The organism is Streptosporangium sp. NPDC050855 (assembly GCF_044456585.1).
Taxonomy (GTDB): domain Bacteria; phylum Actinomycetota; class Actinomycetes; order Streptosporangiales; family Streptosporangiaceae; genus Streptosporangium; species Streptosporangium longisporum.
The window spans coordinates 203,998-229,814 of record NZ_JBITFY010000015.1 but is presented as its reverse complement, the minus strand read 5'-3'; the positions used below and the strand labels follow the sequence as shown (position 1 = coordinate 229,814).

The window sequence follows — 25,817 nt, the reverse complement described above, 5'->3', positions numbered from 1 at the left end:
GGGGCCGGTGACCGGCGAGGCGGGATGAGACGAGATGGGACGGGGCGCGGCGTGGTGGGGCGCGGCGGGGCCGGTGGCCGGCGGGGCGGGGGAGGAGCGGGGCGGGTCAGCGGCCGGCGAGTTCCTGGACGACCGGGGTGAAGGCGTCCAGGTCGCGCTCGTGGTGGAGCACGAAGTAGGACACGTCGTGGGCGTCGCGCCAGTGGCGGAGCGTGTCGGCGATGTCGTGACGGGTGCCGAGCAGCACCCGCGGGGTCTCGTCCCGGTGAAAGGAGCCCGCGGCGCTCCATGACCCCTCGCGCCTGCGGGCGCCGACCCGGTGGACGCCGGTGCCCAGCTCGATCCGGTCGTAGCGGTCCCCGGCCGCCCGTCGTACGACGTCGATCCCGGCCAGGAAGGCGGCACGCCCGCCGTCCGCGCCGTCGGTGCCGGTGCCGGTGCCGTCGGCGCGTACCCGCGTGCCGATGTCGACCACGTCGGCCTCGCGGGCGGCGAGCCCGAGCAGGCGCGGGTCGCCGCCGCCGAGCAGCAGCCGCGGGTGGGGGCGGCTCCACGGCCTGGGGCTCCGTTCCGGCCCGGTGATCCGGTAGTGCTCGCCGTGGAAGGTGAAGGGCCCCTCCGCCCACAGGCCCTTGAGCACGGCGACGGCCTCGGCCAGCCGGTCCACCCGGACCCCGGGCGGCTCGAACGCCAGCCCGGCCGAGGCGTAGTCGGCGGCCGTCCAGCCGGTGCCCAGGCCCAGTTCCAGGCGGCCCTCCGAGAGGAGGTCGACGGTGGCGGCCTGTTCGGCGAGCACCTCCGGACGGCGGAGGTCGTCGGCGAGGACCAGGGTGCCGACCCGCAGGCGCCCGGTGGCGCAGGCCGCCGCGGTCATGGCCGCGACCGGCGCGAAACGGGGGCCGACCAGATGATCGGGGACGAGCAGCACGTCGAAGCCCGAGTCCTCCAGGCGGCGGGCCTTCTCGGCCCAGTCCCTGGCCGAGACGGCCTCCCGGATCACGGCGGCGAACCGGAACGGACGGTCCATCGGACGCCCCCTTATTTCGGCCAAGCGCCTGATAAGCATAGGCGGGGGGTCGCGGGCCGGGAAGCCCGGCGCGTGATCTCCGGTCAGGAGGGCCCCGGCCAGGTCGGGGCCGCCGGGAACTTCGACGTCGGCGCGACGGAACGGCGCTTCCGCGACCCGAACGAGGAGGTGCTCGGCGGCGGGACCACGGCACACCGACCCGAGCACGCGATCAGGGCATGGGAGCGTGCGAAACTGGATCGGTGACGTTATCTGTGGGTCTGGTGGGCGCCGGGCCATGGGCCGAGATGGTGCACGCGCCGATGCTCGCGGCCGGTCCGAACACGCGTCTGGCGGGTGTCTGGGCCCGCCGTCCCGAGGCCGCGGCCAGGTTCGGGGCCCCGGTGTTCGAACGCATCGAGGAGCTCTTCGACAACTGCGAGGCGGTGGCGTTCTCCGTCCCGCCCGCGGTCCAGGCCGAGCTCGGCGTGCTCGCGGCCAGGGCGGGCAAGGCGCTGCTGCTGGAGAAACCGCTCGCCGCCGACCTGGCCGGGGCCCGCAGGCTGGCCGAGGCGGTCGCCGAGGCGGGCGTGCCCTCGCAGATGGTCCTCACCTGGCGCTACTCACCCGCCACCCGCGCGTTCCTGGCGAGGGTCTCGGCGCTCGAACCGTTCGGCGGGCGGGCGGCCAACGTCTCCGGGGCGATGCTCGGCGGGGACTTCGCCACGTCCTGGCGCCTGGAGCGCGGCGCGATCCTCGACGTGGGCCCGCACATGATCGACATGCTGGACGCGGCGCTCGGCAGGGTCGTCGGGGTCCGCGCGCACGGCAACCCGCTGGGCTGGGTCGGGCTGCTGCTGGAGCACGAGACCGGCGCGGTCAGCGAGGCGTCTCTGTGCATGAGCGTTCCGGGCGAGGTCCCGCCCTCCCAGGTGGAGATCTACGGCCGGCTGGGCCGCGAGTCCCTCGACGACACCCGGCTCGGCTCCGACGTCTTCTCGCTGATGCTCGCCGAGTTCGCGCTGACCGTACGGCGCGGCGGGCACCCCCTGGACGCCGCGCACGGCCTGCGCCTGCAGGAGATCATCGCCGCCGCCGAGGAGCAGCTCGGCTGAGACCCGGCCGGGACGCGGGAGGGCACGGTACCGGCACACCGGGACACCCGGCCCTCCGAGGGGATTGATAGCGTTCGTCCGACGCGTAGCTGAGCGAAGTCCGGTGTGAGCCCGGCGCTGTCCCGCAACTGTCATGGCCCTTCCGGGGGTCGAGCCAGGTCGCCTCCGCCGCGTCGACGTCGTCGACCCTCGTGGAAAAGGGTGACCCGTCCTTCCCGGGTCTCTCGGTTCCGGCAACTGAAAGGACCTCGTGTGAGGCCCGTACGCAGCGCCCTCGCCGGTGCCCTGCTCGCCGCACTGACCCTGGCCGGGTGCGGCCAGAGCTCTCCCGCAGCCTCCCCGGCCGCGACCACCTCCGCCTCCGCGGCCTCCACCCCCTCGGCGGCGGGTTTCCCCGTCACCGTCCAGGCGGGCAACGGCGCCGTCGCCGTGGCGCGCAGGCCCGAGCGGATCGTCTCGCTCTCGCCCACCGCCACCGAGGGCCTGTTCGCCATCGGCGCGGGCCCGCAGGTGATCGCCGTGGACGACCAGTCCAACCACCCCGCCGACGCCCCCAAGAGCGACCTGTCGAGCTTCAAGCCGAACGTCGAGGCCATCGTCGCCAAGAAGCCCGACCTGGTGGTGATCTCCAACGACACCGACAGCCTGGTGGCCGCACTGGGCAAGGTCGGCGTCCCCGTACTGCTGGAGCCCGCCGCCACCGAGCTCGACGAGGCCTACGACCAGATCACCGACCTCGGCGCCGCCACCGGCAACGTGGACCGGGCCGCCGAGCTCGTCGCCGGGATGCGCAAGCAGCTCGACGAGATCGCCGCAGCCGCGCCCAAGGACACGAAGCTCACCTACTACCACGAGCTGGACGTCACCCCCTACGCGGCCACCTCCTCCACCTTCATCGGCCAGATCTACGGGCTCTTCGGCCTGACCAACATCGCCGACAAGGCCCCCGAGGCGGCCGGAGGCTACCCCAAGCTCTCGGCCGAGTTCGTGGCCCAGGCCGACCCCGACCTGATCTTCCTGGCCGACACCAAGTGCTGCGGCCAGTCCAAGGACACCCTCGCCAAGCGGCCGGGCTGGTCCAAGCTGTCGGCGATCGAGAACGACCGGGTCGTCCCGCTCGACGACGACGTCGCCTCCCGCTGGGGGCCGCGCGTCGTGGACCTGGCCAGGCAGGTCGGCGACGCCGTCCAGAAGGCCTCGGCCGGCCGGTGAGCCGCTAAGTGACCGATCTCTTCCCTTCCCCCGGGATCCACGGCGCGGACGCGGACCGTCAGGCCGGGGTGCGGGCGAGGCAGGCGGCCCGGCTGAGCCCGGCGGTCACGCTCGCCGCCGCCGGTCTGCTCCTGGCGAGCATGTTCGCCGGGCTGCTGGCCGGCGCGGCGGACATCGCGCCGCGCAGCGTGCTGCTCCAGCTTCTCGACTGGCTGCCGCTGGTCTCGGCCGACTCGGGACTCGCCCCGGTCGAGCTGGGCCTGCTGTCGGAGATCCGGCTGCCGCGGATCGTGCTCGCCGCGCTCGTCGGCGGCCTGCTGGCCATCGCCGGGGCCGGTTACCAGGGCGTCTTCCGCAACCCGCTGGCCGACCCCTACCTGCTCGGAGCAGCGGCGGGCGCCGGGCTGACGACCACCGCGGCGATCGTCTTCAGCCGGGGCGACGACATGGCCGTCGGCATCCCCCTGGCCGCCTTCGCCGGGGCCGTCGGCGGCGTGCTGCTCGCCTACGGGCTGGGCAGCGTGGCGGGCCGGGGCGGCGGCACCGCCACCCTGGTCCTCGCCGGGGTGGCGGTCACCTCCTTCCTCACCGCCGTCCAGACGTTCCTGCAGCAGCTGCGGGTCGAGGAGCTCCAGCGCATCTACGCCTGGATCCTCGGCGACCTCGGCGGCGGCTGGGGACAGATCACGCTGGTCGCCCCGTACGCCGCGATCTCGGTGCTGATCATGCTGCTGCACGGCAGGCTGCTCGACGTGCTCTCGGTCGGTGACGACGAGGCCGTCACCCTGGGCCTGAACGCCACCCGCGTCCGGTTCATCGTGCTGCTCGCGGCCTCCCTGGCCACCGCCGCGGCCGTGGCGGTCAGCGGGCTGATCGGCTTCGTCGGCATCGTGGTGCCGCACGCGGTCCGCCGCCTGACCGGGACGTCGTACCGGATCGTGCTGCCGATCTCGCTGATCGGCGGGGCCGCCTTCCTGGTCCTGGCCGACCTGCTCGCCCGGACCGTGCTCGCCCCGGCCGAGCTGCCCATCGGCGTGGTGACCGCCTTCGTCGGCGCGCCGTTCTTCGTGGCCGTGCTGAGGATGACCCGGAGGATGGAGACGTGACACCTTCCGCGCCGCACCGGACGCCTCGTCGGACGCCTTGTCGGACGCCTTGTCGGACGCCTTGTCGGACGCCTTGTCGGACTACGCGTCGGACGACGCACCGGACGTCGCTTCGGACGACGTGCCGGGCGGGGACGCGATGAGCCGCCTGACGGTACGGGACCTGGCGGTCGTGCTGGACGGGCGGCCCGTGCTCTCCGAGGTCGGCCTCGACGTCCGCGACGGCGGCTGGCTGGCCGTCATCGGGGCCAACGGAGCGGGCAAGTCCACGCTGCTGCGCGCCCTGGCCGGGGTGCTGCCGTACGGCGGCGACGTGCTCATCGACGACGCCCCCGTCCGCAGCCTGCGGCACAGGGACCGCGCCCGGCTGCTCGCCTACGCCCCGCAGACCCCGGCGCTGCCGGTCGACATGACCGTGTTCGACTACGCCCTGCTCGGCCGCACCCCGTACATCCCCTACCTGGGACGCGAGGGGCGGCGCGACCGGGAGGTGACCGCGTCGGTGCTGGAGCGGCTGGACCTGTCGGGGCTGGCCTCCCGCCCGCTCGGCCGGCTGTCCGGTGGCGAGCGCCAGCGCGTCGTGCTCGCCAGGGCGCTGGCCCAGCAGGCCCCGGTGCTGCTGCTCGACGAGCCCACCACGGCCCTGGACCTGGGACACCAGCAGCAGGTGCTGGAGCTGGTGGACCGCCTGCGGCTGGCCGACGGGCTGACCGTCGTCACGACCCTGCACGACCTGAGCCTCGCCGGCCAGTACGCTGACGCGATGATGCTGCTCTCGGCCGGCCGGGTGGCCGCCTCCGGTGCTCCCGCCGAGGTGCTGACCGAGGAGCTGATCGCCGAGCACTTCGAGGCCCGCGTCCGCGTCGGGACCGGCACGGCCGGCAGGCCCGAGGTCCACCTGGAGCGCCCGTGAGAGCCACGCCGATCCTGGGTCACCTGGAGCCGCCCGTGAAAGCCGCGATTCTGGGCCACCTGGAGCGCCCGTGAGAGCGGCGCCGCTCCTGAGCCACCGCCACGAGGACGGCGCCCGGCTGGCCTGCCTGCTGTGGGAGTTCGGCCCCGGGTGGCGGGCGATCTCCTCGGCCGTGCTCGGTGGCGGCATCGGTCCGGCCGCCTGGGCGCTCAACGCGCAGGTCATCGCCGGGTACGCCCGGATGGACCCGGTGGAGCACCTGCTGGAGCTGGCCCCGGCCGGACCCGGCGTCGGCATGCTCACCGCGGCGTCGGTCGACCGGTTCACCCGGGCGGCCGACGGGGGAGTGGAGGCCGTGGCGACCGTCGGCCTGCGCGTCCCCACCTGGGCCGCCGCCCCCGAGGGCGTGCCCGACCCCGAACTGGCCCCGATGCTCCTGCATGAGCCCGCGCCGACCCCGATGCTCCTTCCCGGCCCCGGCCCCGGCCCCGGCCCGGTCCCGGTACGCCTGCCGGGCACGGTCAACATCATCGTGGCCGTACCGGTCGCGATGAGCGACGCGGCCCTGGTCAACGCGGTCATGACGGTGACCGAGGCCAAGACCCAGGCGCTGCTGGAGGCCGGTTTCTCCGGCACCGGCACCGCCTCCGACGCCGTCTGCGTGGCCGTCCCCGAGCACGGCCCGCAGGAACCGTTCGGCGGCCCGCGCTCGACCTGGGGCGCCCGCATCGCCCGGGCCGTCCACACCGCCGTCCGCGAAGGCGCCCACCTGTGGTCGAACGGGTCCGCCTCCCGGTGAACGCGGTCTTTCGGCTTCCGGGTCGCGGCCCCCTAGACGCGGGGCCGTCCTGTCGCCCGGCTCGCCGCCGTATCCGACGACCGGACCGCTCCGCGTCGCCGTACCGTCCGGGGTGATCGTGGTATTGAGCCGCACCTATAGCTGGATATATGCATTCATGTCTCTTTTGTCTGCTATTGGAGAAATATAAATCAACGTCCTATGAGGGAGCCGGAAGGCCCGGCGCGACCGGGCTTTCGGCCGGATTCCGGTATCCGTCCGTTGTCGCCCACGGGGCCCACGAGGATTAGACTTTGCGTAACCGCCCGCGATGGGGCGCGGGTTGGTGAAAGGCCGTGAACAGGATGGTGAAGGCCGTAAAGGGATGACCGTCCCGTGACTCCCGGCGGGCCGGGGCGAGAACGACGACAGGCAACCCGCCTCCGGGCGGTCCACATGTTCATCCCGATTGACGACCCTTGTTTCATGCCCGGTAGGGAGCGGAGATGCGGCGGTCAGGTTCGACGCTGGCGATGGTCGGAGGGCTCTGTCTGGCGATCGCCGGGACGGCCCCCGCGCTGGCCCACGAGCATCCCAGCGGGATCACCGACCTGGTGACCCCGGCGGTGGTCCGGATCGAGGCCACCGCGAACGTCGACATCACGCTGCTCGACCACATCGGCGAGCTGGTTCACGTGGAGCGTTCCTACAGGGTGCCCATCGGCAGCGGCACCGGCACCGTGGTCAACCCCGAGGGCGGCATCGTCACGCTCACCCGGGTGGTCACGACCGATCGTGACGTGCGCATCCACGCCGCCAACAAGATCTTCGCCGAGCACCACAAGGTCAAGATCCCCGCGGACTTCGAGCGGCACAGGCTCAAGGACGACAGGCTCGACCACCACCTGCAGGAGTGCTACCCGCCCAAGCGGTCCACCGCCACCTGCATCGTCGACGTCACCACCGAGATCACGGTCTTCCCCAACATCTCCCCGGCCGACGAGAAGGGCTTCAAGGCCGAGATCGTCCGCGCCGGTGACACGCCCGACAGCCCCGCGGTGCTCTCGCCCGTCGGGCGCGCCGACGGCAGCGCGGGCCTGCCCACCGCCCCGCTCGCCGCCACGGTGCCCTCCAAGGAGGGCTCGCCGGTGGCGGTCGCCGGGTTCACCGGACGGCCCGCCGCGAACCTGCCCGAGACCGTCGACATCGCCCACCTGCGGGCAGGAGGCGCCGGTGAGGGCGGCCGGCAGTTCAAGGACCCGGAGAACAAGGTCGACGAGCCCAGGAAACTGGGCGCCCTCATCGACAAGGGGCTGCTCGGCGGCCCGGTCATCGAGGACAAGAAGGGCGAGGTCGTCGGCCTGCTCGTCGGCGGCGGCACCGAGGCCCGCATGATCGGCATCCGGGAGGTCACCAAGGCCCTGGCCGAGGCGAACGTCACCCCCGGGCGCGGGCCCATCGACGCCGCCTTCGAGCAGGCGCTGACCCGCTTCCACACCCACTACTACGGCGACGCCGTCCCCGCCTTCCAGCGGGTGCTGGACCTCTACCCCGGCCACACCGTGGCCGCCGCCCACCTGAAGACCTCCCAGGCCAAGCGCGGCACCGCCGAGGACCAGGCGACCCGCACGGCGGCCACCTCCACCGACACGCCCCGGGGCGCGCCCCTGTGGCCGTTCGTCGCCGGTGGCGGCCTGCTGGTGCTGGCCGTGCTGACCACCGCCTTCCTGCTCTGGCGCCGCAGACCCGCCGACACCGGGCCCGACACCGGACCCGCGACCGGGCCCGGCACGGCCGCCGACACCCGTCCTCCCCTGCTCGATCCGCCGTCCGTCCCGCCCCGGCAGGTCCTCGACGACCAGGCCGACTCCACCAGGGTGGTCAGCCGCTCCTTCCCGGCCCTGCCCAAACTCTCCTCGACCGCTCCCGGGCCGGTGCTGGTGGCGCGCGACCCCGGCGCCCAGACCGGTCCCGACGTCAAACCGGCCGACGCCACGGTGCAGCAGAAGTACTGCACCGGCTGCGGGATGCGACTGGGCCCGGCCCACAGCTTCTGCGGCTACTGCGGCCAGCCGACCAAGACGTGACGCCGGTGAACGACAGGGCACTGATCGGCCGGGAAGTGGCCGGCTACCAGATCGAGGACATCATCGGCAAGGGCGGCATGGCCGTGGTCTACCTCGCCATCGACCCCAGGCTCAACCGCCGGGTGGCGCTGAAGATCCTCAACCCGCTGCTCGGCGAGGACGAGAGGTTCCGCCAGCGCTTCGTGCTGGAGTCGCGCACGGTCGCCAGCATCGACCACCCCAACATCATCCCGGTCTACGAGGCCGACAGCGCCGACGACGGCACCCTCTACATCGCCATGCGCTACGTCGACGGCCCCGACCTGCGCAAGCTCTTCTACGACCGCGGGCCGATGCCGGTCGGCCAGGTCAACCGGATCTTCGCCCAGGTGGCCGCCGCGCTCGACACCGCGCACGCCCACGACCTGGTGCACCGCGACGTCAAGCCCGCCAACATCCTGATCGCCGCGCACACCGAGGGCGACCACGCCTACCTCACCGACTTCGGCATCACCAAGCACCGCACCTCGATCTCCGGGCTGACCCAGACCAACCAGTTCATCGGCACCCCCCGCTACATGTCGCCCGAGCAGATCAACAAGGAGCACATCGACGGCCGCTGCGACCAGTACGGACTGGCCTGCGTGGTCTACGAGGCCCTGTCCGGACGGCTGCCCTTCCAGCGTGACAACGAGATCGCCCTGCTGTGGGCGCACCTCGCCGAGACCCCCACGCCGCTCACCACGCTCCGCCCCGAGCTGCCGCCCCAGGTGGACGAGGTCATGACGCGGGCCCTGGCCAAGTCCCCCGAGCAGCGCTACGAGACCTGCGGCCGGTTCGTCGCGGAGCTGCGTGACGCGATCAGCGGCGCCGACCAGCCGTACCGGCTCACCCAGGCGCCCCCCGCGCCGGCGCCGACCGCTCCGGGACGCGGCCCCGGCACCGGAGCCTCCGGCCGCAAGGGCATCCTGATCGGCGCGAGCGTGGCGATCACCGCGATCGTCGTGCTGGTGGCGCTGCTCGCGTCGTTCCTGCGCGGCGGCGACGCCTGGGCGCAGTACCGGGGCTCGTCCGCGGTGCCGGTGGCGTTCCAGCATCCCGACGACTGGACCCTGGAGCCGCACGCGGACGTGTTCGTGATGGCCTCACCCCGGTCCGACCGGTTCCGGGCGCTGTTCGCCACGCCCGTCACCGCGGACTGGGCCGCCGCGAACGAGATCATCAAGGCCGCCCCCCAGGAGGCCACCGGCCTGTACGCGCAGACACTCGACACCCTCGACCCGCGCAGCGGCGCCGAGCGGCTGCAGGAGACCCTGCAGTCCTCGCTCCCGGGCACCGTCAGCGTCTTCTCCCAGGTCGTCCAGGTGAGCGTGGGCGGCAAGACGGCCTCACGGCTGCAGGGGACGATCGCCGACCCGCAGCGCGGAGGCCGGCTCGACTTCACCGGCTGGGTGGTCGACCGGCCGGACGAGGCGGCACTGCTGATCTATTTCTGCGCGTCCGGCACCTGTGACGACGCGACCGCCAACCGGTTCGTGCGCAGCGTCTCCTTCCCGGCCTTCTGAGGCCGCCCGGCGCGTCTCTCCCGGCCTTCCGGGCTCGTCCGGCGTGTCCCTTTCCTGGTATTTCGAGAGGGCGACTTGCGTCCCACTTGTGACCGGCTTGTCCGGGTGTTTTGTCCTATGGGCAAGACGGCCACCAGGCTTTAGTCTCCCCGCATGGGGGTTCTCCCCTCCCGTCCGGCGCCCGCGCACGGCCGTACGGGTCGTTGACCGCGCGTCCCGGGAACGAGGTGCCCAGTCGTCGGCCAAGGAGAAGAAGTGAACATCCGCGTCGTCATCGCCGACGACCAGGCGATGGTCCGCGCCGGTCTGAAGCTGGTCGTGGAGAGCGAGCCCGGCCTGGAGGTGGTGGGCGAGGCCCCCGACGGGATCGAGGCGCTCGCCGTGGCCCGCAGGACCAGGCCGGACATCGTGCTGATGGACATCTCGATGCCCCGCATGGACGGCCTCACCGCCGCCAGGGAACTGCTGGGCCAGCAGGACCCGCCCAAGGTGGTCATGCTGACCACCTTCGACACCGACGAGAACCTCTACGCCGCGCTGCGCGCCGGGACCAGCGGGTTCCTGCTCAAGGTGTCGCCGCCCGAGCAACTGGTGGAGGCGATCCGCGTGGTCGTCGCGGGCGACGCCCTGCTGGACCCGGCCGTCACCACCCGCGTCATCGCCTCCTTCGCCGGCCGGCACGACCCCGCGCCTCCGCCGCAGCTCGCCGAGCTCACCCCGCGCGAGCTGGAGGTGCTGCGCTCGCTGGCCCGCGGCCTGACCAACGCCGAGATCGCCGCCGAGCTCTTCGTCGGCGAGGCCACGGTCAAGACCCACGTGGCGCGGGTGCTGATGAAGCTCCACCTGCGCGACCGGGCTCAGGCGGTGGTGTTCGCGTACGAGTCGGGCGTGGTCCGGCCGGGCAGCTCGGTCGGGTCGGTCGAGTCGGTCGGGTAGGTGGCACGCCGGGGACGACGCGCCGGGACCGGAGGTGCCCGGGGAGCCGGATGGGGTCGGTGAACACGGGGCCCTCCCTGTCTGCGCGGGGCCGCGAGGGCCTGCCATCCAGGACGGTAGGGGAGGTCCCCGCGCCGGGTCGTCCGCCGCGGGACTGATCCGGGGTCCCTCTGGCGGGGTAAGAAGATCTCACTGTGGCCCGGGTGAAGGTGTGAGATGCGCGCCTCATAGGGTCTGGAGCCACGAGTGCGTGAACCGACGACCGGAAAGACGAGTGATGTTGCACGAAAGACTGGACTCGATCTACGACAGCGTCCTGCGCCGCAACCCCGGTGAGATCGAGTTCCACCAAGCCGTCCGCGAGGTGCTGGAGAGCATCGGGCCGGTCCTCGGCAAGCACCCCGAGTACGCCGAATCCAAGATCATCGAGCGGATCTGCGAGCCGGAACGGCAGATCATCTTCCGGGTGCCCTGGGAGGACGACCAGGGCGAGGTGCACATCAACCGTGGCTTCAGGGTCGAGTTCAACAGCGCGCTCGGGCCCTACAAGGGCGGGCTGCGCTTCCACCCCTCGGTCTACCTGGGCATCGTCAAGTTCCTCGGCTTCGAGCAGATATTCAAGAACAGCCTGACCGGCCTGCCGATCGGCGGGGGCAAGGGCGGCTCGGACTTCGACCCCAAGGGCCGCTCCCAGCGTGAGGTGATGCGCTTCTGCCAGAGCTTCATGACCGAGCTCTACCGGCACATCGGCGAGTACACCGACGTCCCCGCCGGGGACATCGGTGTCGGCCAGCGCGAGGTCGGCTACCTGTTCGGCCAGTACAAGCGCATCACCAACCGGTACGAGTCCGGCGTGATCACCGGCAAGGGGATCGGCTACGGCGGTGCCCAGGTCCGCACCGAGGCGACCGGGTACGGCTGCGCGTTCTTCGTCGACGAGATGCTGAAGGCGCGCGGCACCTCCTTCGAGGGCAAGCGCGTCGTCGTCTCCGGCTCGGGCAACGTCGCCGTCTACGCGATCGAGAAGGTGCAGCAGCTCGGCGGCACCGTGATCGCCTGCTCCGACTCCTCGGGGTACGTCGTCGACGAGAAGGGCGTCGACCTCGACCTGCTCAAGCAGGTCAAGCAGGTCGAGCGCCTCCGGATGGACGCCTACGCCAGGCGTCGCGGCGGCAACGTGTCCTTCGTGGAGGGGCGGAGCGTGTGGGAGGTGCCGTGCGAGGTGGCGATGCCGTCGGCCACCCAGAACGAGATCACCGGCAGGGACGCCGAGTCCCTGGTGCGCGGCGGGTGCGTCGCGATCGGTGAGGGCGCCAACATGCCCACCACGCCTGAGGGCGTACGGATCTTCCAGGAGGCGGGTGTCGCCTTCGGCCCCGGCAAGGCCGCCAACGCGGGCGGCGTGGCCACCAGCGCGCTGGAGATGCAGCAGAACGCCAGCCGCGACTCGTGGACCTTCGAGTTCTCCGAGGGGCGCCTCCACGAGATCATGAAGGAAATCCACGGTCGCTGCCTGCGCACCGCCGACGAGTACGGCATGCCGGGCAACTACGTGGCCGGTGCCAACATCGCCGGCTTCAAGGACGTCGCCGACGCGATGCTCTCCCTCGGCCTGATCTGAACCGCCCGCCGATGACCGTCGAAGGCGACGGTCATCGGCACGCTCCCCTCCCGCGCCGGTCGCCGTGCCGCTCCGGGAGAGCGCCGCCTACCCGGGGAAGAGCCACTCCGTCGCGACGAGGCACTTGGCGACGTAGAGGTCCCGGCCCGTCTCGATCCCGTACGCCAGGTCCTCGAACACGCGGCACCTGCCGTAGAAGACGGCGCGCTCGTGCAGTGAGGTGCCCAAGGGGCCGTAGGCCCGCAGGGCGGCCTCCAGCGCGCCGGGGCCGAGGTCGCGGTACAGCAGGCCGAAGTCGTAGGCCGGATCGACGAGCGCGGCGTCGCTCCAGTCGATGACGCCGGTCACCGATCCGTCGCCGGAGTCGACGAGGACGTGCTCGATGCCCAGGTCGTTGTGGGAGAGGACCGGCCGGTACCCGCCGTCCGGGGGAGGGGCGTCCAGGAACGCCCGTACCGCGTCGTGGCAGGCGGCCGGGATCTCCCCGGCGACCGCAGGGTAGATCTCCGCGGCCTCCTCCAGCCACTCCGACGGCGCCGTGCCGTCCGCCTCCACCAGGCCGTCCACCCGCTCGGCCGGGACGGCGTGCAGGGCAGCCAGCAGCCCGCCGAGCGCGGTGGCCACCGGCCCGGCGTACGTCGCCCGCTGCGGGGCGGGCAGGCCGAGCATCGGCACGCCCGCGAGCGTGGGGTAGGCCATGCAGCCCTGCTCGGGCACCGTGAACCGCGGCTCGGGAACGGGCAGCGGGGAGACGGCCGCGACCACGGCCAGGAGCCGGGCCTCGCGCTCCACCAGCGCGGCCCGGCGCGCCGGATCGGGCTCGCGGGCGAAGCGCACGATCAGCTCCCCGTTGACCTCGTACGCGGTGTTGTCCTGGCCCTGGCCCAGGGGGGTGACGGTGCCGACCCGGTAGCCGGGCAGCCGCGCGGCCACGGCCTCCCGGATCCGTGCCTCACCGGCCTCTCCCGCGCCGGGCGGCGTCTCGTGGGTCCCGGCCTCGCGGGCCTGCGCGGGACGGTCGTGGTCTGCGATCCGGCTCTCCTCCATCCCGCGACCCTACCGACCGCGGGCCGGAAGCCGGCCGGCCGCGGCGCGCAGGGCGTCCGACGCCTCGCCCGGCCCGCCGGTGAGCGGGTCCCCGTGGCCGAAGCAGACCGTGTCCGCGTCCAGGGCTGCGAGCCTGCGGAAGGTCTCGACGGCGCGGGGACGGTCGAGGTTGAACACGCCCAGGATCGGGGTGCCGTCCATGCTCGCGACGGCGTCGCCGGTGAACAGGACGCGACGGCCCGGCAGGTACACGGCGACGCTGCCGTCGGTGTGGCCGTCCGCGAGGACCACCCGCGCACCGCCGCCGAAGTCGATCACGTCCCCGTCCTCCAGCTCGCGGTCCACCCGCGAGGGCGGCGCCGGGGGCGGCTTCGCCATGTTCTCGTACAGGTCGCGCTCCCAGTCCGGGGCGTCGGTGAAGACGGGCGGCGGCCCGGGGACCTCCCCGCGGACGATCGGGGCCTCGAGGCGGTGCGCCATCACCGTGACGTCCCCCCAGCCGGAGACCTCGGCGGCCGAGCCGGTGTGGTCCTCGTGGAAGTGGGTCAGCACCACGGTGCGGAGCTCACCGGGATCGCGGCCCAGGCTCCGGACCGCCTCGGCGATCGCGGGCCCGGAGCCGACCACGCCGGTGTCGATCAACGTCAGCGCCCCGGGGTCGGCCCACAGGTAGGCGTGGCCGACCTCGAAGCGCAGCTGGTGAAGCTCGGGCAGCAGACGGACGATCTCCATGCCGCGAGCGTAGGGGCGGCCGGGCGAGAGCGGCCACGCCGTTCACGCAGGGCGGAGCGCGACGGGCGGGACCGGCGCCGCATCTGGACGGTTGCCTGGACGTCGGCCTGGAGTCCTCGGTGATGACCAACGCCTTTCCCGTGCACCGGCCGGGTCTCGGGCCCGGGGCCGCTGCGAAGGCCCCGGCCGCCTACGTGCGCGCCGCCGACCTCGCCGTCGAGCGGCTGGAGCAGGACTACCTCCGCGTCGCCGACGAGGGCTCCCGCCGGTGCTACGACTACGCCTCGCCCGCCTTCGGCTTCGCGTGCCGCCTGGCCTACGACGAGTCCGGCCTCGTGCTCGACTATCCCGGAATCGCCGTACGCGAGCTGTGAAAGGCCGGTGAGCGAAGCGGCGGAGCTCAGGTCCTCGGCCACCGGCGCGTACGTCCGGGTCGGGTCCGACGGGTACCAAAGCGACCGCGTCGGCTGTGAACGCGGCCGAGGAAGCCTTCGTGACCATGCAGAACCCCCTGGTCTCCGGATCTCCATGATCCGGCGCCCAGGGTGCCCGCACATCGGGGTGAGGGTCCCTGAACACCGTTTCCTGAAATGGGGTCTTGTGCCGCCAGAAGAAGAACGTTTTAATCCCCCCTAACGCAGAGAGCTGACAACAGCCAGGAGAACATGTGATCGTCTACGGCGGCGCCCGGAACCCCGAGCGATGGCCGGAACGAGCCTGGATCACGCCCGTCGTACCGAAGACCGTCGACCTGACGCTCCGCCCGCACCGGGAGACGGACCGGTTCGGCTGCGGTGCCGAGGTGGACGCGGTGGCCGCCGACAGGATCACCTTTCGCACACCTGCGACCCGCGCAGGAGCCACGGCTTCCACCTCGTCGCCCAGGGGCCGGACCCGCCGCCCGGCGGGAAGGTCGGCTTTCGCCGGACGGCTCCGCCGATCGGCGAGTACGCCGATCCGAAGGTGACCTCGCCATGATGCGCCTCTACCCGGCCTTCGACGAGGTGTGGTGGGCCATCCGCCTCAACGCGCTGTGGCTGCTGTTCACCCTGGCCGGCGGCGTCGTGCTGGGCATCGGCCCGGCGACGGTGGCCGCCTACACCCTCGCCCGCAGACACGCGATGGGCGAGGGTTTCCCGCCCCTGCGCGCGTTCGCCACCGCCTACCGGCGGGAGTTCGCGCGGGGCTCGCTACTGGTACTTCCGATTCTCCTGGCGGCGGCCGTACTGTCCACCACGACCCTGTACGGCGCGGCCTCCCTGGTCGCCCTGCTGCTCCTGGCGATGATCGCGGCGTACCTGCTCCCCATGTACGTCCATTTCGACCTGCGGCCACGCGACTATCTCCCCAAGGCGTCGCTGTTCGCGCTCGCCCGGCCCGCGTCCTCGATCGTGCTGCTGTTCGCCCTGGTGGTGACGGCCTACGCGGTGTCACTCCTGCCCCTCCTGCTTCCCACGCTCGCCGTGGGCGGCTGGATCCAGCTGAACACCTGGCTGGCCTTGCGCTTCTTCGCCGAGAACGAGGCGCTCCTGCTCGCGAAAGGCAACTGATGAACACCACCCCCCGCCGGCTGCTGGCCGGCGTGTTTGCGCTAACAACTCTGCTCGGCACGGCCGCGTGCGGCAGCGAGAACGAAGGGGGCCAGGCCGCGCCCGACGGGCTGAACCTCATGGTCAAGCTCTTCGGTACCGCACCGGACCCCAACGGCGAGATGCACAAGGCCGTGGAGAAGCTCGCCGGCAAGAAGCTCAACATCACCTGGGTGCCGAACGCGGACTACCCCTCGAAGACCAATGTCACCCTGGCCTCGGACAAGCTGCCCGACCTCCTGGTCGTCAACCCCAAGGACGCCGCGTTCGCCAAGGCGGCCGAGGCCGGGGCCTTCTGGGATCTCACGGACAAGATCAAGAAATACCCGAACCTGCCCCAGGACCCCCGGATCCTGGCCAACGCCTCCACCAACGGCAAGAACTACGGCGTCTACCGGATCCGTCCGCTGCTTCGCTCGGCGATCCTGCTGCGCAAGGACTGGCTGGACAAGCTGGACCTGAAGGAGCCGGAGACCACCGACGACCTCTACGAGATCGCCAAGGCCTTCACCGAGAAGGACCCCGACGGCAACGGCAAGAAGGACACCTACGGCCTGATCCTGCCGAAGTGGCCGGCTCCCACCTTCAGCGCCTCCAGCCCGTACAACGCGATCGACGTCTGGTTCGGCGCCCCGAACGGCCACGCGGTGCGCGACGGAAAGCTGGTGCCGGAGTTCGACGCTCCCGAGTTCTGGGAGGCGCAGAAGTACATCAAGAGGTTCATCGACGAGGGCCTGACCAACCCCGACTGGGCCACGCTCGACACCGTCAAGTGGAACGACCCGTTCGTCCAGGGCAAGGGCGGCATCATCATCGACGTCAACGTCCGCGCCGACGAGCTGTTCCAGCTGTTCAAGCAGGCGGACACGAGCGACTACCAGACCAAGGTCGCGATGGCGGGCAACCTCAAGCGCCCCGACGGCCAGAAGTTCTCGCTGCCCTTCACCGGCTACAACGACGTCGTCGCCATCTCCAAGCAGACCGTCAGGACCGAGGCGCAGCTCGACGAGGTGCTCGCGATGATGGACAAGCTGGCCTCCAAGGAAGGCGCGACCCTCCTGAACAACGGCATCGAGGGAAAGAACTTCAAGGTCGACGGCGAGTACGCGGTCAAGATCAACGACCAGGACCCCGCCGTCCAGACCATCAACAACGACGTCGAGAAGGCCTTCATCCAGCTCGGCACCAGCGCCAGCGTCGGCTTCTCGAGCGACAAGGCGTACGCGTGGAAGCGCGCCACCCCCGAGGAGCAGGCCATCGAGGAGGAGAAGAAGACCCTGTCCGAACTCGACCTGCAGACGGCGCAGCACGACCCGACCCTGCCCTACATCTCCAAGACCGCGGTGGACAAGGGCGCCACGCTGAACCCGATCCCCACCGACGCGCGGATCAAGTTCCTCGCGGGTGAGCTCACCGAGGAGCAGTTCAAGGCCGAGATCAAGCGCTGGTACGACAGCGGCGGCACCCAGATCATGGCCGAGCTCCTGGAACTGATCAACAAGGGCTGACGCCCTGACACGCCGTGCTCCGCGAGGGACCCCCACCGGGTCCCTCGCGGAGCACGCGAGAAAGGAGGCCACCATGGCCACCGACCTGGCACCGGTGCCCGCCAAGGTGGCCACCGACGAGCCCGCAGGGCCACGCGGCAGGTTGTTCTCACGCCTGTCCGTGTTCGGGCGCCACCGCTGGCTCTTCCTCATGCTGCTGCCCGGCCTGGTCTACTTCGCCGTCTTCAGGTACTGGCCGATGTACGGCCTGTCCATCGCGTTCAAGGACTTCGTGCCGTTCCTCGGCGTCGAAGGCAGCGAATGGGTGGGGCTCAAGCACTTCGAGGATCTGTTCACCGGGCCCGACTTCGGCCGCCTGATGAGCAACACGATGATCATCGCGCTGCTGATGATCCTGATCGCCTTCCCGGCGCCGATCATCGTCGCGCTCCTGCTCAACGAACTGCGGGTGCGCTGGCTCAAACGCGCGGTCCAGTCGCTCATCTACATTCCGCACTTCCTGGCCTGGACCATCGTCGCGTCGCTGACGTACCTGCTCTTCTCCGTCGACTACGGCGTGATCGCCGAATGGATCCATTCGGTCACGGGCGGGCAGAAGGTCGACTACGTCGCCCAGGAGGCGTGGTTCCGGCCGATCATCATGCTGCAGACGGTCTGGAAGACCACCGGCTGGGGCACGATCATCTACCTGGCCGCGCTGGCCGGGGTCAACCCCGACCTGTACGAGGCCGCCCGCATGGACGGCGCCGGGCGCTGGAGCCAGTTCTGGCACATCACCCTGCCCGCCATCCGGCCCACCATCGTCATCATGGCCATCCTCACCTCCGGAAACCTGCTCGACCAGAGCTTCGAGCAGTTCTGGCTGCTGCGGAACTCGCTCAACGCGGACGTCGCCGACGTCTTCGACACCTTCGTCTACTACGTCGGCATCACACAGGGCGGCTACAGCTACGCCACCGCGGTCGGCCTGTTCAAGGGCGTCGCCGGACTGGTGCTCATCTTCGGCTGCAACTGGCTGGCCAAGCGCCTCGGCCAGCGGGGCCTGTTCTGAAGGAGGGGTGCATGGCGCACAACCTGACCGCGAAGAAGCCGGCGGAGACCCCCGCCACGGTGAGCAACCACGGCTCCTGGGGCAGCCGGCTCTTCGACGCGTTCAACATCGCGTTCCTCGTCGGCCTGGCGCTGGTGACCGTCCTGCCGCTGATGTACGTGCTGGCCGGGTCCTTCGCCACCGAGGCGGAGATCGCCACCAGGCCGTTCTTCCTGTGGCCGGACACCTTCATCACCGGCACCTACGACTACATCTTCAGCACCCCCGTCTTCCTCAGGGCGATGGTCACCACCATCTGCGTGACGGCGGTCGGCACGCTGATACAGGTCATGTTGACGCTCACCATGGCCTACCCGCTGTCCAAACGGGCACTTCCCGGCCGGACCCTGATCCTGAACCTGGTCATCTTCACCATCGTGTTCAGCGGCGGCATGATCCCCACCTACCTGGTGGTGCGGGACCTCGGCATGCTCGACAGCTACTGGGCACTGATCCTGCCTCTGGCGATCAACCCCTTCTACCTGATCATCGTCAAGAGCTTCTTCCAGGAACTGCCGGAGGCACTCGAAGAGGCCGCCCGCATCGACGGCTGCAACGAGCTGGGGGTCTTCTGGCGGATCGTGCTGCCCCTGTCCAAGCCGATCATCGCCACCTTCTCGCTCTTCTACGCGGTCGGCATATGGAACGACTACATGTCGCCCCTGCTCTACATCAACGACAACGAGAAGTGGACGCTCCAGGTACTGGTCCGGATGCTCACCGGCGTCGACGCCGAGAGTTCGGTCTCGGCCTTCGACTCGGTGCTCTTCCCCGAGCAGGGCATCAAGTTCGCCGTCGTGGTCGTCGCGACCCTGCCGATCCTGCTGGTCTACCCGTTCCTGCAGAAGCACTTCGCCAAGGGCGTCATGATCGGTTCGGTGAAGGAGTGACCGAAGTACGCTGGCTCGACGGGCCACGCAGGCAGGGGGTCACCTGGGGAGTTCCCTGGCCGCGCGGCACCGTGGCCGCGGGGACCGGTTTCGCCCTGCGCGACGGCACTCCCGTGCAGAGCTGGGTCACCGCCACCTGGCCGGACGGCTCGGTCAAGTGGTCCGCCCACGCCATCGGCCCGCAGAGCGACCCCTCCGACGCCTATGAGCTCTGCCCGCAGGCCGTCACCTCCCTGCCCGAGCATCCGGTCACCGTGACCGGCCGGACGATCCGCTCGGGCCCGGTCACCTGGCGACTCGGCGGCGGGCTCATCGAGTCCATCTCGTACACGGAGCCGGAGGGCTCGCGACGGCACGGTTCCCGCGAGATCGTCAGGAACGTCCGCCTGGTCAGCGTCCACGACGACGAGGTGACCGCCACCGTCGAGCGGGTCACCGTCGAGCAGGACGGCCCGGTCCGCGCGGTGGTCAGGGTCGAGGGCGGGCACGCCGGCCGGTTGCCGTTCACCGTGCGCCTGTACTTCTACGCGGGCTCTCCCGAGGTCCGCCTGGTCCACAGCTTCGTCTGGGACGGTGACCCGGAGCGCGACTTCCTGCGCGGCCTCGGCCTGCGCGCCGACGTGATCATGCGCGACGAGCCGCACGACCGGCACGTCCGGCTGGCGGGGCCGTCCAGGGGGGTCGGCGAGGCGGGATCGGTGACCGGGTTCCTGACCGGGTTCCTGACCGAGGCCGTGCGCGGCCTGACCGGCCTGCGCCGCGACCCCGGCGCGGCCGTGCGGCGGGCGCAGGTCGAAGGGCGGGCGGCCGATCCGTCGGCGCTGGCCGGCCACCTGCACCTGATTCCCACCTGGAGCGACTACACGCTCGACCAGAACAGCGCGGACGGCTTCCTGCTGCGCAAGCGCACCAGGCCGGGGCGCGGCTGGGTGACGATCCCCTCCGGTACCCGCTCCCAGGGGTACGGCTATGTGGGCGGTGTCAGCGGCGGTCTCGGCTTCGGCCTGCGTGACTTCTGGAAGCTCCATCCCACCCGGCTCGACGTCCGCGGCGCCGCCACCGGCCTGGCGACCGCGACCGTCTGGCTCCACTCTCCCGGCTCCCGGCCCATGGACCTGCGCTTCTGGCACGACGGCCTGGGCCAGGAGAGCCACACGGAGCAGCTGGAGGGCCTGGAGATCACCTACGAGGACCACGAGCCCGGGTACGGCACGCCGTACGGCATCGCCCGCACCCACGAACTGTCGCTCTGCCTGTTCGAGGCCACCCCGCCGAACGAGGAGCTGGCCGAGCGCGCCGCCGGTCTCACCCCGGGGCTGCTGGTCGCCTCCCCCGGGCGGATCAAGGAGGCGGGCGTCTTCGGCACGTGGGCCCCGCGCTCCGGCGACGGGCCGATCGAGGAGCGGCTGGACTTCCTCTTCGACCACTACCTCGCGCAGCAGGAGCAACGCCGCTGGTACGGGTTCTGGGACTACGGCGACGTCATGCACACCTACGACGCCGACCGGCACACCTGGCGCTACGACGTCGGCGGCTACGCGTGGGACAACTCCGAGCTGTCACCCGACCTGTGGCTGTGGTACCAGTTCCTGCGCACCGGCCGTGCCGACGTGTTCCGCTTCGCCGAGGCGATGACCCGCCACACCGGCGAGGTGGACGTCTACCACCTGGGCCCCTGGAAGGGCCTGGGCTCCCGGCACAACGTGCAGCACTGGGGCTGCTCCTGCAAGCAGCTGCGCATCTCCAGCGCGATCTACCGGCGCATGTTCTACTACCTGACCGCCGACGAGCGCACCGGCGACCTCATGGACGAACTGTCCGAGGACGCGGTCGCCGCACTCGACCCCCTGCGGAAGTATCGCGCCGTCCCCGAACCGAGGATCGGCCTGGGCACCGACTGGGGCGCGCTCGCGGCGATGTGGCTCACCCGGTGGGAGCGCCACCGCGACGCCGGCGCGCGCGACAGGCTGCTGGGCACGATGGCCGATCTGGCGACCCTGCCGCACGGCTTCCTGGCCGGGGAGGCGGAGCTGCGTGACGGCCGTCTCCGCCGGATGACGGACGAGATCAGCCTCTCCCACCTGTCGGCCGTCTTCGGGCTGCCGGAGGTCTGCGCGGAACTGATCGACCTCGACCTGGGGGTGGCCGGTTTCGAGGAGGCGTGGCTGGAGTACTGCCGCCGCTATCTCACCGACCCGGAGCTCAGGGGTGTCTCGCTGATCCAGGCGCACAGCCGCCTGGCCGCCTACGCCGCCGTCCGTACCGGGGACCGGGGTCTGGCCGACGTGGCCTGGCACGCCTTCGACGTCGGCGAGGGCGACCAGCTCAACGTCAACCCCCTCCAGGCCCGGCGCGACTGGCGGCTCACCCACGTCCGGGACGCGAGCGTCCTCATGCCCGTCGACGAGGCTCCGTACGTCTCCACCAACGACGCCGCCCAGTACGCGCTGGCGGCGATCCAGCTCCTGGCACTCATCCCTCGGAGGTAGGTACCCGCCAGGGAGCGGACCTTCGTGTGGTCCGTGCCCCCGGCTGATCGGCCCGCCGGTCCGGGGACTCATCGCTCCGGGAGCCCGGGAGCCCGGGAGCCCGAAAGCCCGAGAGCCCGAGAGCCCGAAGGCCCGAGAGCCAGAAGGCTCAAGCGCCAGAAGGCCCGGGAGCCCATGAGCCCCCGGGGGTTCGGGGCCCGTGGGGAAAGCGGTCTCCGCCGCGGACCCCGTCCGCGGGCGTGCCACTCCACCCCGCCAACCAGCACAGAACTATTGAAACAGGACGGTACTGTGTATATTTTCCGGCATTACGCTCGATGAGAAGGAGGATTTATCGTGACGGCGCTACCGCGGGTACTGTTCGACGAGGCACACGGCGAGTCGTGGACCATCCGGCGGGACGTGGCCGAGACGATGAATCCTGGCCATCCCGACGACAGCGGCTACGTCCGTGCCGCCGGGGTGCTGCGCGCGCTGGGGCACACCGTGGCCGCGCACACCGGCGGTCCCCTGACCCCGGACCTGCTGGCCGGGCAGGACGTGCTCGTGATCGCGCACCCCTCCACCGAACGCTGGGAGCGCACCACCGGCGGTGACCCCGTCCTGCCCGCCGACGAGCTGGACGCCGTCGAGGAGTACGTGCGCGCGGGCGGCGGGCTGGTCGTGATGGCCGAGTACGAGCAGGAGAAGTACGGCAGCAACCTCACCGAGCTGCTCGCGCGATTCGGGGTGGGCGTCGAGAACACCCTGGCCCACGATCCCGGGAACGCCCACAACGGCGTGGCCTCCTGGGTCATGGGCGTCCCCGGGGAGGGGGTCGCCGCCGGGCAGGACCTGCTCGCCGGGGCCCGGCGCGCCTGCTTCTACCGCGCCGGGACGCTCACCGCCCCCCAGGACGCGACCGTGCTGTTCCGTACCTCTCCGGCCGCGACCCCGGCCGGACGCCCGCTGGCGGTGGCGCTGCGGCACGGCCAGGGCCGGGTCGTGGTCCTGGGCGACTCCGACCTGTTCGGCGACGACTCGCTCGGCGACCACGACCACGCCGCCCTCTGGGGCAACCTGATCACCTGGGCCGCGCGGACGCCCTCGTCCGCGGGCCGGTCGCGGGGCGGGCAGGCGGGCCGGGCCGAGTTCCGGGCGCTGAAGGAGGCCGTGGAGGCGCTCCGGCCGCTGCAGGCCAAGGACGGCTCGGTCGAACGCGACCGGGAGCGGGCCGTCGTCCTGGTCGCCGAGATCGCCGGGCACGTCGAGCGGCTCGCGCCGCGCTTCCCGCACGACGCCGCCTACCTGGCCGCGGTGGTCGCCGACCTGCGCAAGTGGGCCGAGGCGGGCCTCGGGGTGCCCGACTTCCTCGACGCGCTGGAGGCGTTCCACCCCGACACCCAGCGGGTCGACGGCCTGGAGCACCTGGTGGTCTTCCCCATGTACACCCAGAACGGCACCACGTTCCGGCACCTGGAGGCGGTGTGGATCCGCACGATCTGGCCGGACTGGCTGGCCGAGCTGGAGCGGACCCGCTACGACAACCCGATGTTCGTGCCGATCGCCTTCGAGGACTTCACCTCCGGCTACGACACGAACTCGGCGGTGCTCTTCCCCGAGACCGTCGCCGTCCGTGAGACCCCGGCCCGCTTCACCTGGGGCGGGATCTTCGCCGACCGCGAGGCCGCCCGCTTCCGCGCGGTGAGCGGTGCCGCCGCGGCCACCCTCAAGCTGGACCTGCCGCCGGACGCGGCCAGGCTGATCGCCTCGCAGGAGCTGGCCCAGGACACCTTCGTGCTCTGGGACCTGATCCACGACCGCACCCACAGCCACGGCGACCTGCCGTTCGACCCGTTCATGATCAAGCAGCGCATGCCGTACTGGCTGTACTCCCTGGAGGAGCTCCGCTGCGACCTGACCGCGTTCGGCGAGGCCGTGAGGCTGGAGCGCGAGAACGTGCCGCACGCCCGCTACGTGCAGCTGGCGATCCTGTTCGACCGGCTGTTCCGCTTCCCGATCACCGGCGGCCGGGTCCGCAACTACGACGGCCTGGGCGGGCAGCTGCTCTTCGCGTACCTGCACCGCAACGACGTGGTGCGGTGGACCGACAACCGCCTCAGCGTCGACTGGGACCGGCTCGCCGGGGGCGTCGCCGACCTGCGGGCCGAGGTGGAGAAGCTCTACCGGGACGGCATCGACCGCTCCAAGCTCGCCCACTGGCTGGCCGCCCACCAGCTCGTCGCCGCCTACGTCGAGCCGCACCCGGCCTCGGTCTGGGCGCGTGGCGCGGCCGCGCTGCCCGCCGAGGGGTTCCCGAAGACCGCGGTGGACGCGGTGCTGCCCGACGAGTTCCCCCTCAGCATGTTCTACGAGGCCCTGCGCCGTAAGCTCGGCGATGTCGTCGACTCCACGAAGGGCATCCGAGCATGATCATCCTTGTCACCGGCGCGGGCGGTCCCGCGGGCCGGGCCGTCACGCGCAGGTTCACCGGGCAGGGTCACACGGTGATCGGCGTCGACAAGAGCGGCGCCGACGGCCTGCTCGCGGTCGACCTGCTCGACGCCGACGCCGTCGCCGATCTGGCGCGGGACGTGGCGGCCGAGCACGGCCACGTGGACGGGATCGTGCACCTGGTCGGCGGCTGGCGAGGGTCGAAGACCTTCGCCGAGACGTCCCTGGAGGACTGGGCGCTCCTGCACGACCTGCTGATCCGTACCCTCCAGCACGTCACGCTGGCCTTCGAACCTCTGCTCAAGGCGGCCGAGCGCGGCCGGTTCGCCATCGTCTCGGCCAAGGCCGCCGAGCGGCCCACCCAGGGCAACGCGGCGTACGGCACGGCCAAGGCCGCCTCCGAGGCGTGGACCCTGGCCTTCGCCGACGCCCTGGAGGGCACCGGCGCCACCGCGAACATCCTGGTGGTCAAGGCGCTCGTGCACGAGGGCATGCGCGAGGCGAGCCCGGAGCGGACCTTCCCCGGATTCACCGACGTCGACGACCTCGCCGAGGCGGTCGAGCGGCTGTGGGAGACCGACGCCAACGGCACCCGGATCGACCTCACCGCCGGGCCGGGCACCGGCTGAGGGAAGGAGAGCCCATGACGGACGCCGTCCGCAGGCACGACCCGCTGGTGAAGGGCTTCGCCAGCGACAACTACGCCGGGGTCCACCCGGAGATCCTCCAGGCGATCGCGCTCGCCAACGGGGGCCACCAGACCGCCTACGGCGACGACGTCTACACCGCCGCGCTGCAGGACGTCTTCCGCGGGCACTTCGGCCCGGCCGCCGAGGTCTGGCCGATGTTCAACGGCACCGGCGCCAACGTGGTCGCGCTCCGCTCGATGACCGCCCACTGGGAGGCGGTGATCTGTGCGGAGTCGGCGCACATCCACACCGACGAGGGCGGTGCCCCCGAGCGGTCGGCCGGGCTGAAGCTGCTGCCGGTCGCCACCCCGGACGGCAGGCTCACCCCGGAGCTGATCGACAGGCAGGCGTGGGGATTCGGGGACGAGCACCGGGCCCAGCCCAAGGTCGTGTCGATCACCCAGACCACCGAGCTGGGCACGCTCTACACGCCCGAGGAGATCAGGGCGATCTGCGACCACGCCCACGGCCTGGGCATGGTCGTCCACCTCGACGGCGCCCGCGCCACCAACGCCGCGGCCGCGCTCGGCGTGCCGCTGCGCGCGTTCACCACCGACGCGGGGGTGGACGTGCTCTCCTTCGGCGGCACCAAGGCGGGTTTGATGTTCGGCGAGGCCGTGGTGGTGCTCGATCCCGGCGCCGTCCGGGGCCTGCGCTACCTGCGCAAGAGCGCCATGCAGCTCGCCTCCAAGATGCGGTTCGTCTCGGTGCAGTTCGAGGCCCTGCTCGCGGGCGACCTGTGGCTGCGCAACGCCCGCAACGCCAACGCCATGGCGCTCCGGCTGGCCGAGGCCGTGCGGGACGTGCCCGGCGTGCGGATCCCGCGCCCGGTGCAGGCCAACGCGGTCTTCGCGATCCTGCCCGGGGACGTGACCGAGCGCCTGCAGAAGCGTTTCCGCTTCTACACCTGGAACGAGGCCACCGGCGAGGTCCGCTGGATGACCGCGTTCGACACCACCGAGGCCGACGTGGACGCGTTCGCCGCCGCCGTGGCGGAGGAGATGCGCCTCTCCCCGGCGTGAGCCCGCGCGG

22 protein-coding genes are annotated in these 25,817 nt (G+C 71.6%); 19 read left to right on the top strand and 3 right to left on the bottom strand.

Annotation, left to right across the window (positions count from 1 at the left end):
* Positions 1-106: 106 nt before the first annotated feature.
* Positions 107-1,027, bottom strand: a complete 921-nt coding sequence (locus ACIBCT_RS28260; protein ID WP_399193596.1) for a TIGR03621 family F420-dependent LLM class oxidoreductase — start codon at positions 1,025-1,027, stop codon at positions 107-109.
* A gap of 72 nt (positions 1,028-1,099) precedes the next feature.
* Between ACIBCT_RS28260 and ACIBCT_RS28255 the strand changes: the two genes are divergently transcribed.
* From ACIBCT_RS28255 to gdhA, 10 genes are all read left to right on the top strand, one after another.
* Entirely contained in the window at positions 1,100-1,273 is a 174-nt protein-coding gene (locus ACIBCT_RS28255) for a hypothetical protein (RefSeq protein ID WP_399193594.1), read from the top strand.
* Complete coding sequence (locus ACIBCT_RS28250) at positions 1,270-2,121, top strand: Gfo/Idh/MocA family protein (RefSeq protein ID WP_399193592.1); 852 nt, start codon at positions 1,270-1,272, stop codon at positions 2,119-2,121. The genes ACIBCT_RS28255 and ACIBCT_RS28250 overlap by 4 nt, the downstream gene beginning before the upstream one ends.
* A gap of 252 nt (positions 2,122-2,373) precedes the next feature.
* Complete coding sequence (locus ACIBCT_RS28245; protein ID WP_399193590.1) at positions 2,374-3,333, top strand: ABC transporter substrate-binding protein; 960 nt, start codon at positions 2,374-2,376, stop codon at positions 3,331-3,333.
* A 92-nt stretch (positions 3,334-3,425) separates the two neighbouring features.
* Entirely contained in the window at positions 3,426-4,439 is a 1,014-nt protein-coding gene (locus ACIBCT_RS28240) for a FecCD family ABC transporter permease (RefSeq protein ID WP_399193644.1), read from the top strand.
* Positions 4,440-4,578: 139 nt separating this feature from the next.
* Entirely contained in the window at positions 4,579-5,352 is a 774-nt protein-coding gene (locus tag ACIBCT_RS28235; RefSeq protein ID WP_399193588.1) for an ABC transporter ATP-binding protein, read from the top strand.
* A 70-nt stretch (positions 5,353-5,422) separates the two neighbouring features.
* Complete coding sequence (locus tag ACIBCT_RS28230; RefSeq protein ID WP_399193586.1) at positions 5,423-6,151, top strand: adenosylcobinamide amidohydrolase; 729 nt, start codon at positions 5,423-5,425, stop codon at positions 6,149-6,151.
* A gap of 485 nt (positions 6,152-6,636) precedes the next feature.
* Entirely contained in the window at positions 6,637-8,217 is a 1,581-nt protein-coding gene (locus ACIBCT_RS28225; RefSeq protein WP_399193584.1) for a hypothetical protein, read from the top strand.
* Between the two features lie 5 nt (positions 8,218-8,222).
* Positions 8,223-9,761, top strand: coding sequence for a serine/threonine-protein kinase (locus tag ACIBCT_RS28220; protein WP_399193582.1), 1,539 nt, complete (start codon positions 8,223-8,225; stop codon positions 9,759-9,761).
* A 255-nt stretch (positions 9,762-10,016) separates the two neighbouring features.
* Positions 10,017-10,697: a response regulator gene (locus ACIBCT_RS28215; RefSeq protein WP_399193580.1), complete on the top strand. Its 681-nt coding sequence runs from the start codon at positions 10,017-10,019 to the stop codon at positions 10,695-10,697.
* 277 nt (positions 10,698-10,974) lie between these two features.
* Positions 10,975-12,318: an NADP-specific glutamate dehydrogenase gene (gene gdhA, locus ACIBCT_RS28210; protein WP_399193578.1), complete on the top strand. Its 1,344-nt coding sequence runs from the start codon at positions 10,975-10,977 to the stop codon at positions 12,316-12,318.
* A gap of 87 nt (positions 12,319-12,405) precedes the next feature.
* Here gdhA and ACIBCT_RS28205 read toward each other — a convergent pair whose 3' ends face one another.
* Complete coding sequence (locus tag ACIBCT_RS28205) at positions 12,406-13,365, bottom strand: phosphotransferase family protein (RefSeq protein WP_399193576.1); 960 nt, start codon at positions 13,363-13,365, stop codon at positions 12,406-12,408.
* Between the two features lie 9 nt (positions 13,366-13,374).
* A complete protein-coding gene (locus ACIBCT_RS28200) occupies positions 13,375-14,097 on the bottom strand; it encodes an MBL fold metallo-hydrolase (protein WP_399193574.1) in 723 nt (240 codons plus the stop codon).
* A gap of 83 nt (positions 14,098-14,180) precedes the next feature.
* On the opposite strand from ACIBCT_RS28200, the gene ACIBCT_RS28195 reads away from it, so the two are divergent.
* From ACIBCT_RS28195 to ACIBCT_RS28155, 9 genes are all read left to right on the top strand, one after another.
* Positions 14,181-14,471: a putative glycolipid-binding domain-containing protein gene (locus ACIBCT_RS28195; RefSeq protein WP_399193642.1), complete on the top strand. Its 291-nt coding sequence runs from the start codon at positions 14,181-14,183 to the stop codon at positions 14,469-14,471.
* A 600-nt stretch (positions 14,472-15,071) separates the two neighbouring features.
* Entirely contained in the window at positions 15,072-15,647 is a 576-nt protein-coding gene (locus ACIBCT_RS28190; RefSeq protein ID WP_399193572.1) for a YesL family protein, read from the top strand.
* Complete coding sequence (locus ACIBCT_RS28185; protein ID WP_399193570.1) at positions 15,647-17,194, top strand: extracellular solute-binding protein; 1,548 nt, start codon at positions 15,647-15,649, stop codon at positions 17,192-17,194. The genes ACIBCT_RS28190 and ACIBCT_RS28185 overlap by 1 nt, the downstream gene beginning before the upstream one ends.
* 73 nt (positions 17,195-17,267) lie before the next feature.
* Entirely contained in the window at positions 17,268-18,245 is a 978-nt protein-coding gene (locus tag ACIBCT_RS28180) for an ABC transporter permease (RefSeq protein WP_399193568.1), read from the top strand.
* An 11-nt stretch (positions 18,246-18,256) separates the two neighbouring features.
* Positions 18,257-19,174 (top strand): carbohydrate ABC transporter permease, encoded by a 918-nt coding sequence (locus tag ACIBCT_RS28175; protein WP_399193567.1) that lies wholly within the window; start codon positions 18,257-18,259, stop codon positions 19,172-19,174.
* Positions 19,171-21,663 carry a Tat pathway signal sequence domain protein gene (locus ACIBCT_RS28170; protein WP_399193566.1) on the top strand — a complete coding sequence of 831 codons (2,493 nt, stop codon included), beginning with the start codon at positions 19,171-19,173 and terminating at the stop codon, positions 21,661-21,663. The genes ACIBCT_RS28175 and ACIBCT_RS28170 overlap by 4 nt, the downstream gene beginning before the upstream one ends.
* A 336-nt stretch (positions 21,664-21,999) precedes the next feature.
* Positions 22,000-24,075: a DUF6421 family protein gene (locus ACIBCT_RS28165; RefSeq protein WP_399193564.1), complete on the top strand. Its 2,076-nt coding sequence runs from the start codon at positions 22,000-22,002 to the stop codon at positions 24,073-24,075.
* Positions 24,072-24,725, top strand: a complete 654-nt coding sequence (locus tag ACIBCT_RS28160) for an SDR family NAD(P)-dependent oxidoreductase (RefSeq protein ID WP_399193562.1) — start codon at positions 24,072-24,074, stop codon at positions 24,723-24,725. The genes ACIBCT_RS28165 and ACIBCT_RS28160 overlap by 4 nt, the downstream gene beginning before the upstream one ends.
* A gap of 14 nt (positions 24,726-24,739) precedes the next feature.
* Positions 24,740-25,807: a threonine aldolase family protein gene (locus tag ACIBCT_RS28155; RefSeq protein ID WP_399193560.1), complete on the top strand. Its 1,068-nt coding sequence runs from the start codon at positions 24,740-24,742 to the stop codon at positions 25,805-25,807.
* The last annotated feature ends 10 nt before the right edge of the window (positions 25,808-25,817 follow it).

Coding starts and splice junctions, on each gene's coding strand:
- ACIBCT_RS28260 (WP_399193596.1), bottom strand. CDS start 1,027: ATGGACCGTCCGTTCCGGTTCGCCGCCGTGATCCGGGAGGCCGTCTCG.
- ACIBCT_RS28235 (WP_399193588.1), top strand. CDS start 4,579: ATGAGCCGCCTGACGGTACGGGACCTGGCGGTCGTGCTGGACGGGCGG.
- ACIBCT_RS28225 (WP_399193584.1), top strand. CDS start 6,637: ATGCGGCGGTCAGGTTCGACGCTGGCGATGGTCGGAGGGCTCTGTCTG.
- gdhA (WP_399193578.1), top strand. CDS start 10,975: ATGTTGCACGAAAGACTGGACTCGATCTACGACAGCGTCCTGCGCCGC.
- ACIBCT_RS28205 (WP_399193576.1), bottom strand. CDS start 13,365: ATGGAGGAGAGCCGGATCGCAGACCACGACCGTCCCGCGCAGGCCCGC.
- ACIBCT_RS28200 (WP_399193574.1), bottom strand. CDS start 14,097: ATGGAGATCGTCCGTCTGCTGCCCGAGCTTCACCAGCTGCGCTTCGAG.
- ACIBCT_RS28190 (WP_399193572.1), top strand. CDS start 15,072: ATGATGCGCCTCTACCCGGCCTTCGACGAGGTGTGGTGGGCCATCCGC.
- ACIBCT_RS28185 (WP_399193570.1), top strand. CDS start 15,647: ATGAACACCACCCCCCGCCGGCTGCTGGCCGGCGTGTTTGCGCTAACA.
- ACIBCT_RS28180 (WP_399193568.1), top strand. CDS start 17,268: ATGGCCACCGACCTGGCACCGGTGCCCGCCAAGGTGGCCACCGACGAG.
- ACIBCT_RS28175 (WP_399193567.1), top strand. CDS start 18,257: ATGGCGCACAACCTGACCGCGAAGAAGCCGGCGGAGACCCCCGCCACG.
- ACIBCT_RS28160 (WP_399193562.1), top strand. CDS start 24,072: ATGATCATCCTTGTCACCGGCGCGGGCGGTCCCGCGGGCCGGGCCGTC.
- ACIBCT_RS28155 (WP_399193560.1), top strand. CDS start 24,740: ATGACGGACGCCGTCCGCAGGCACGACCCGCTGGTGAAGGGCTTCGCC.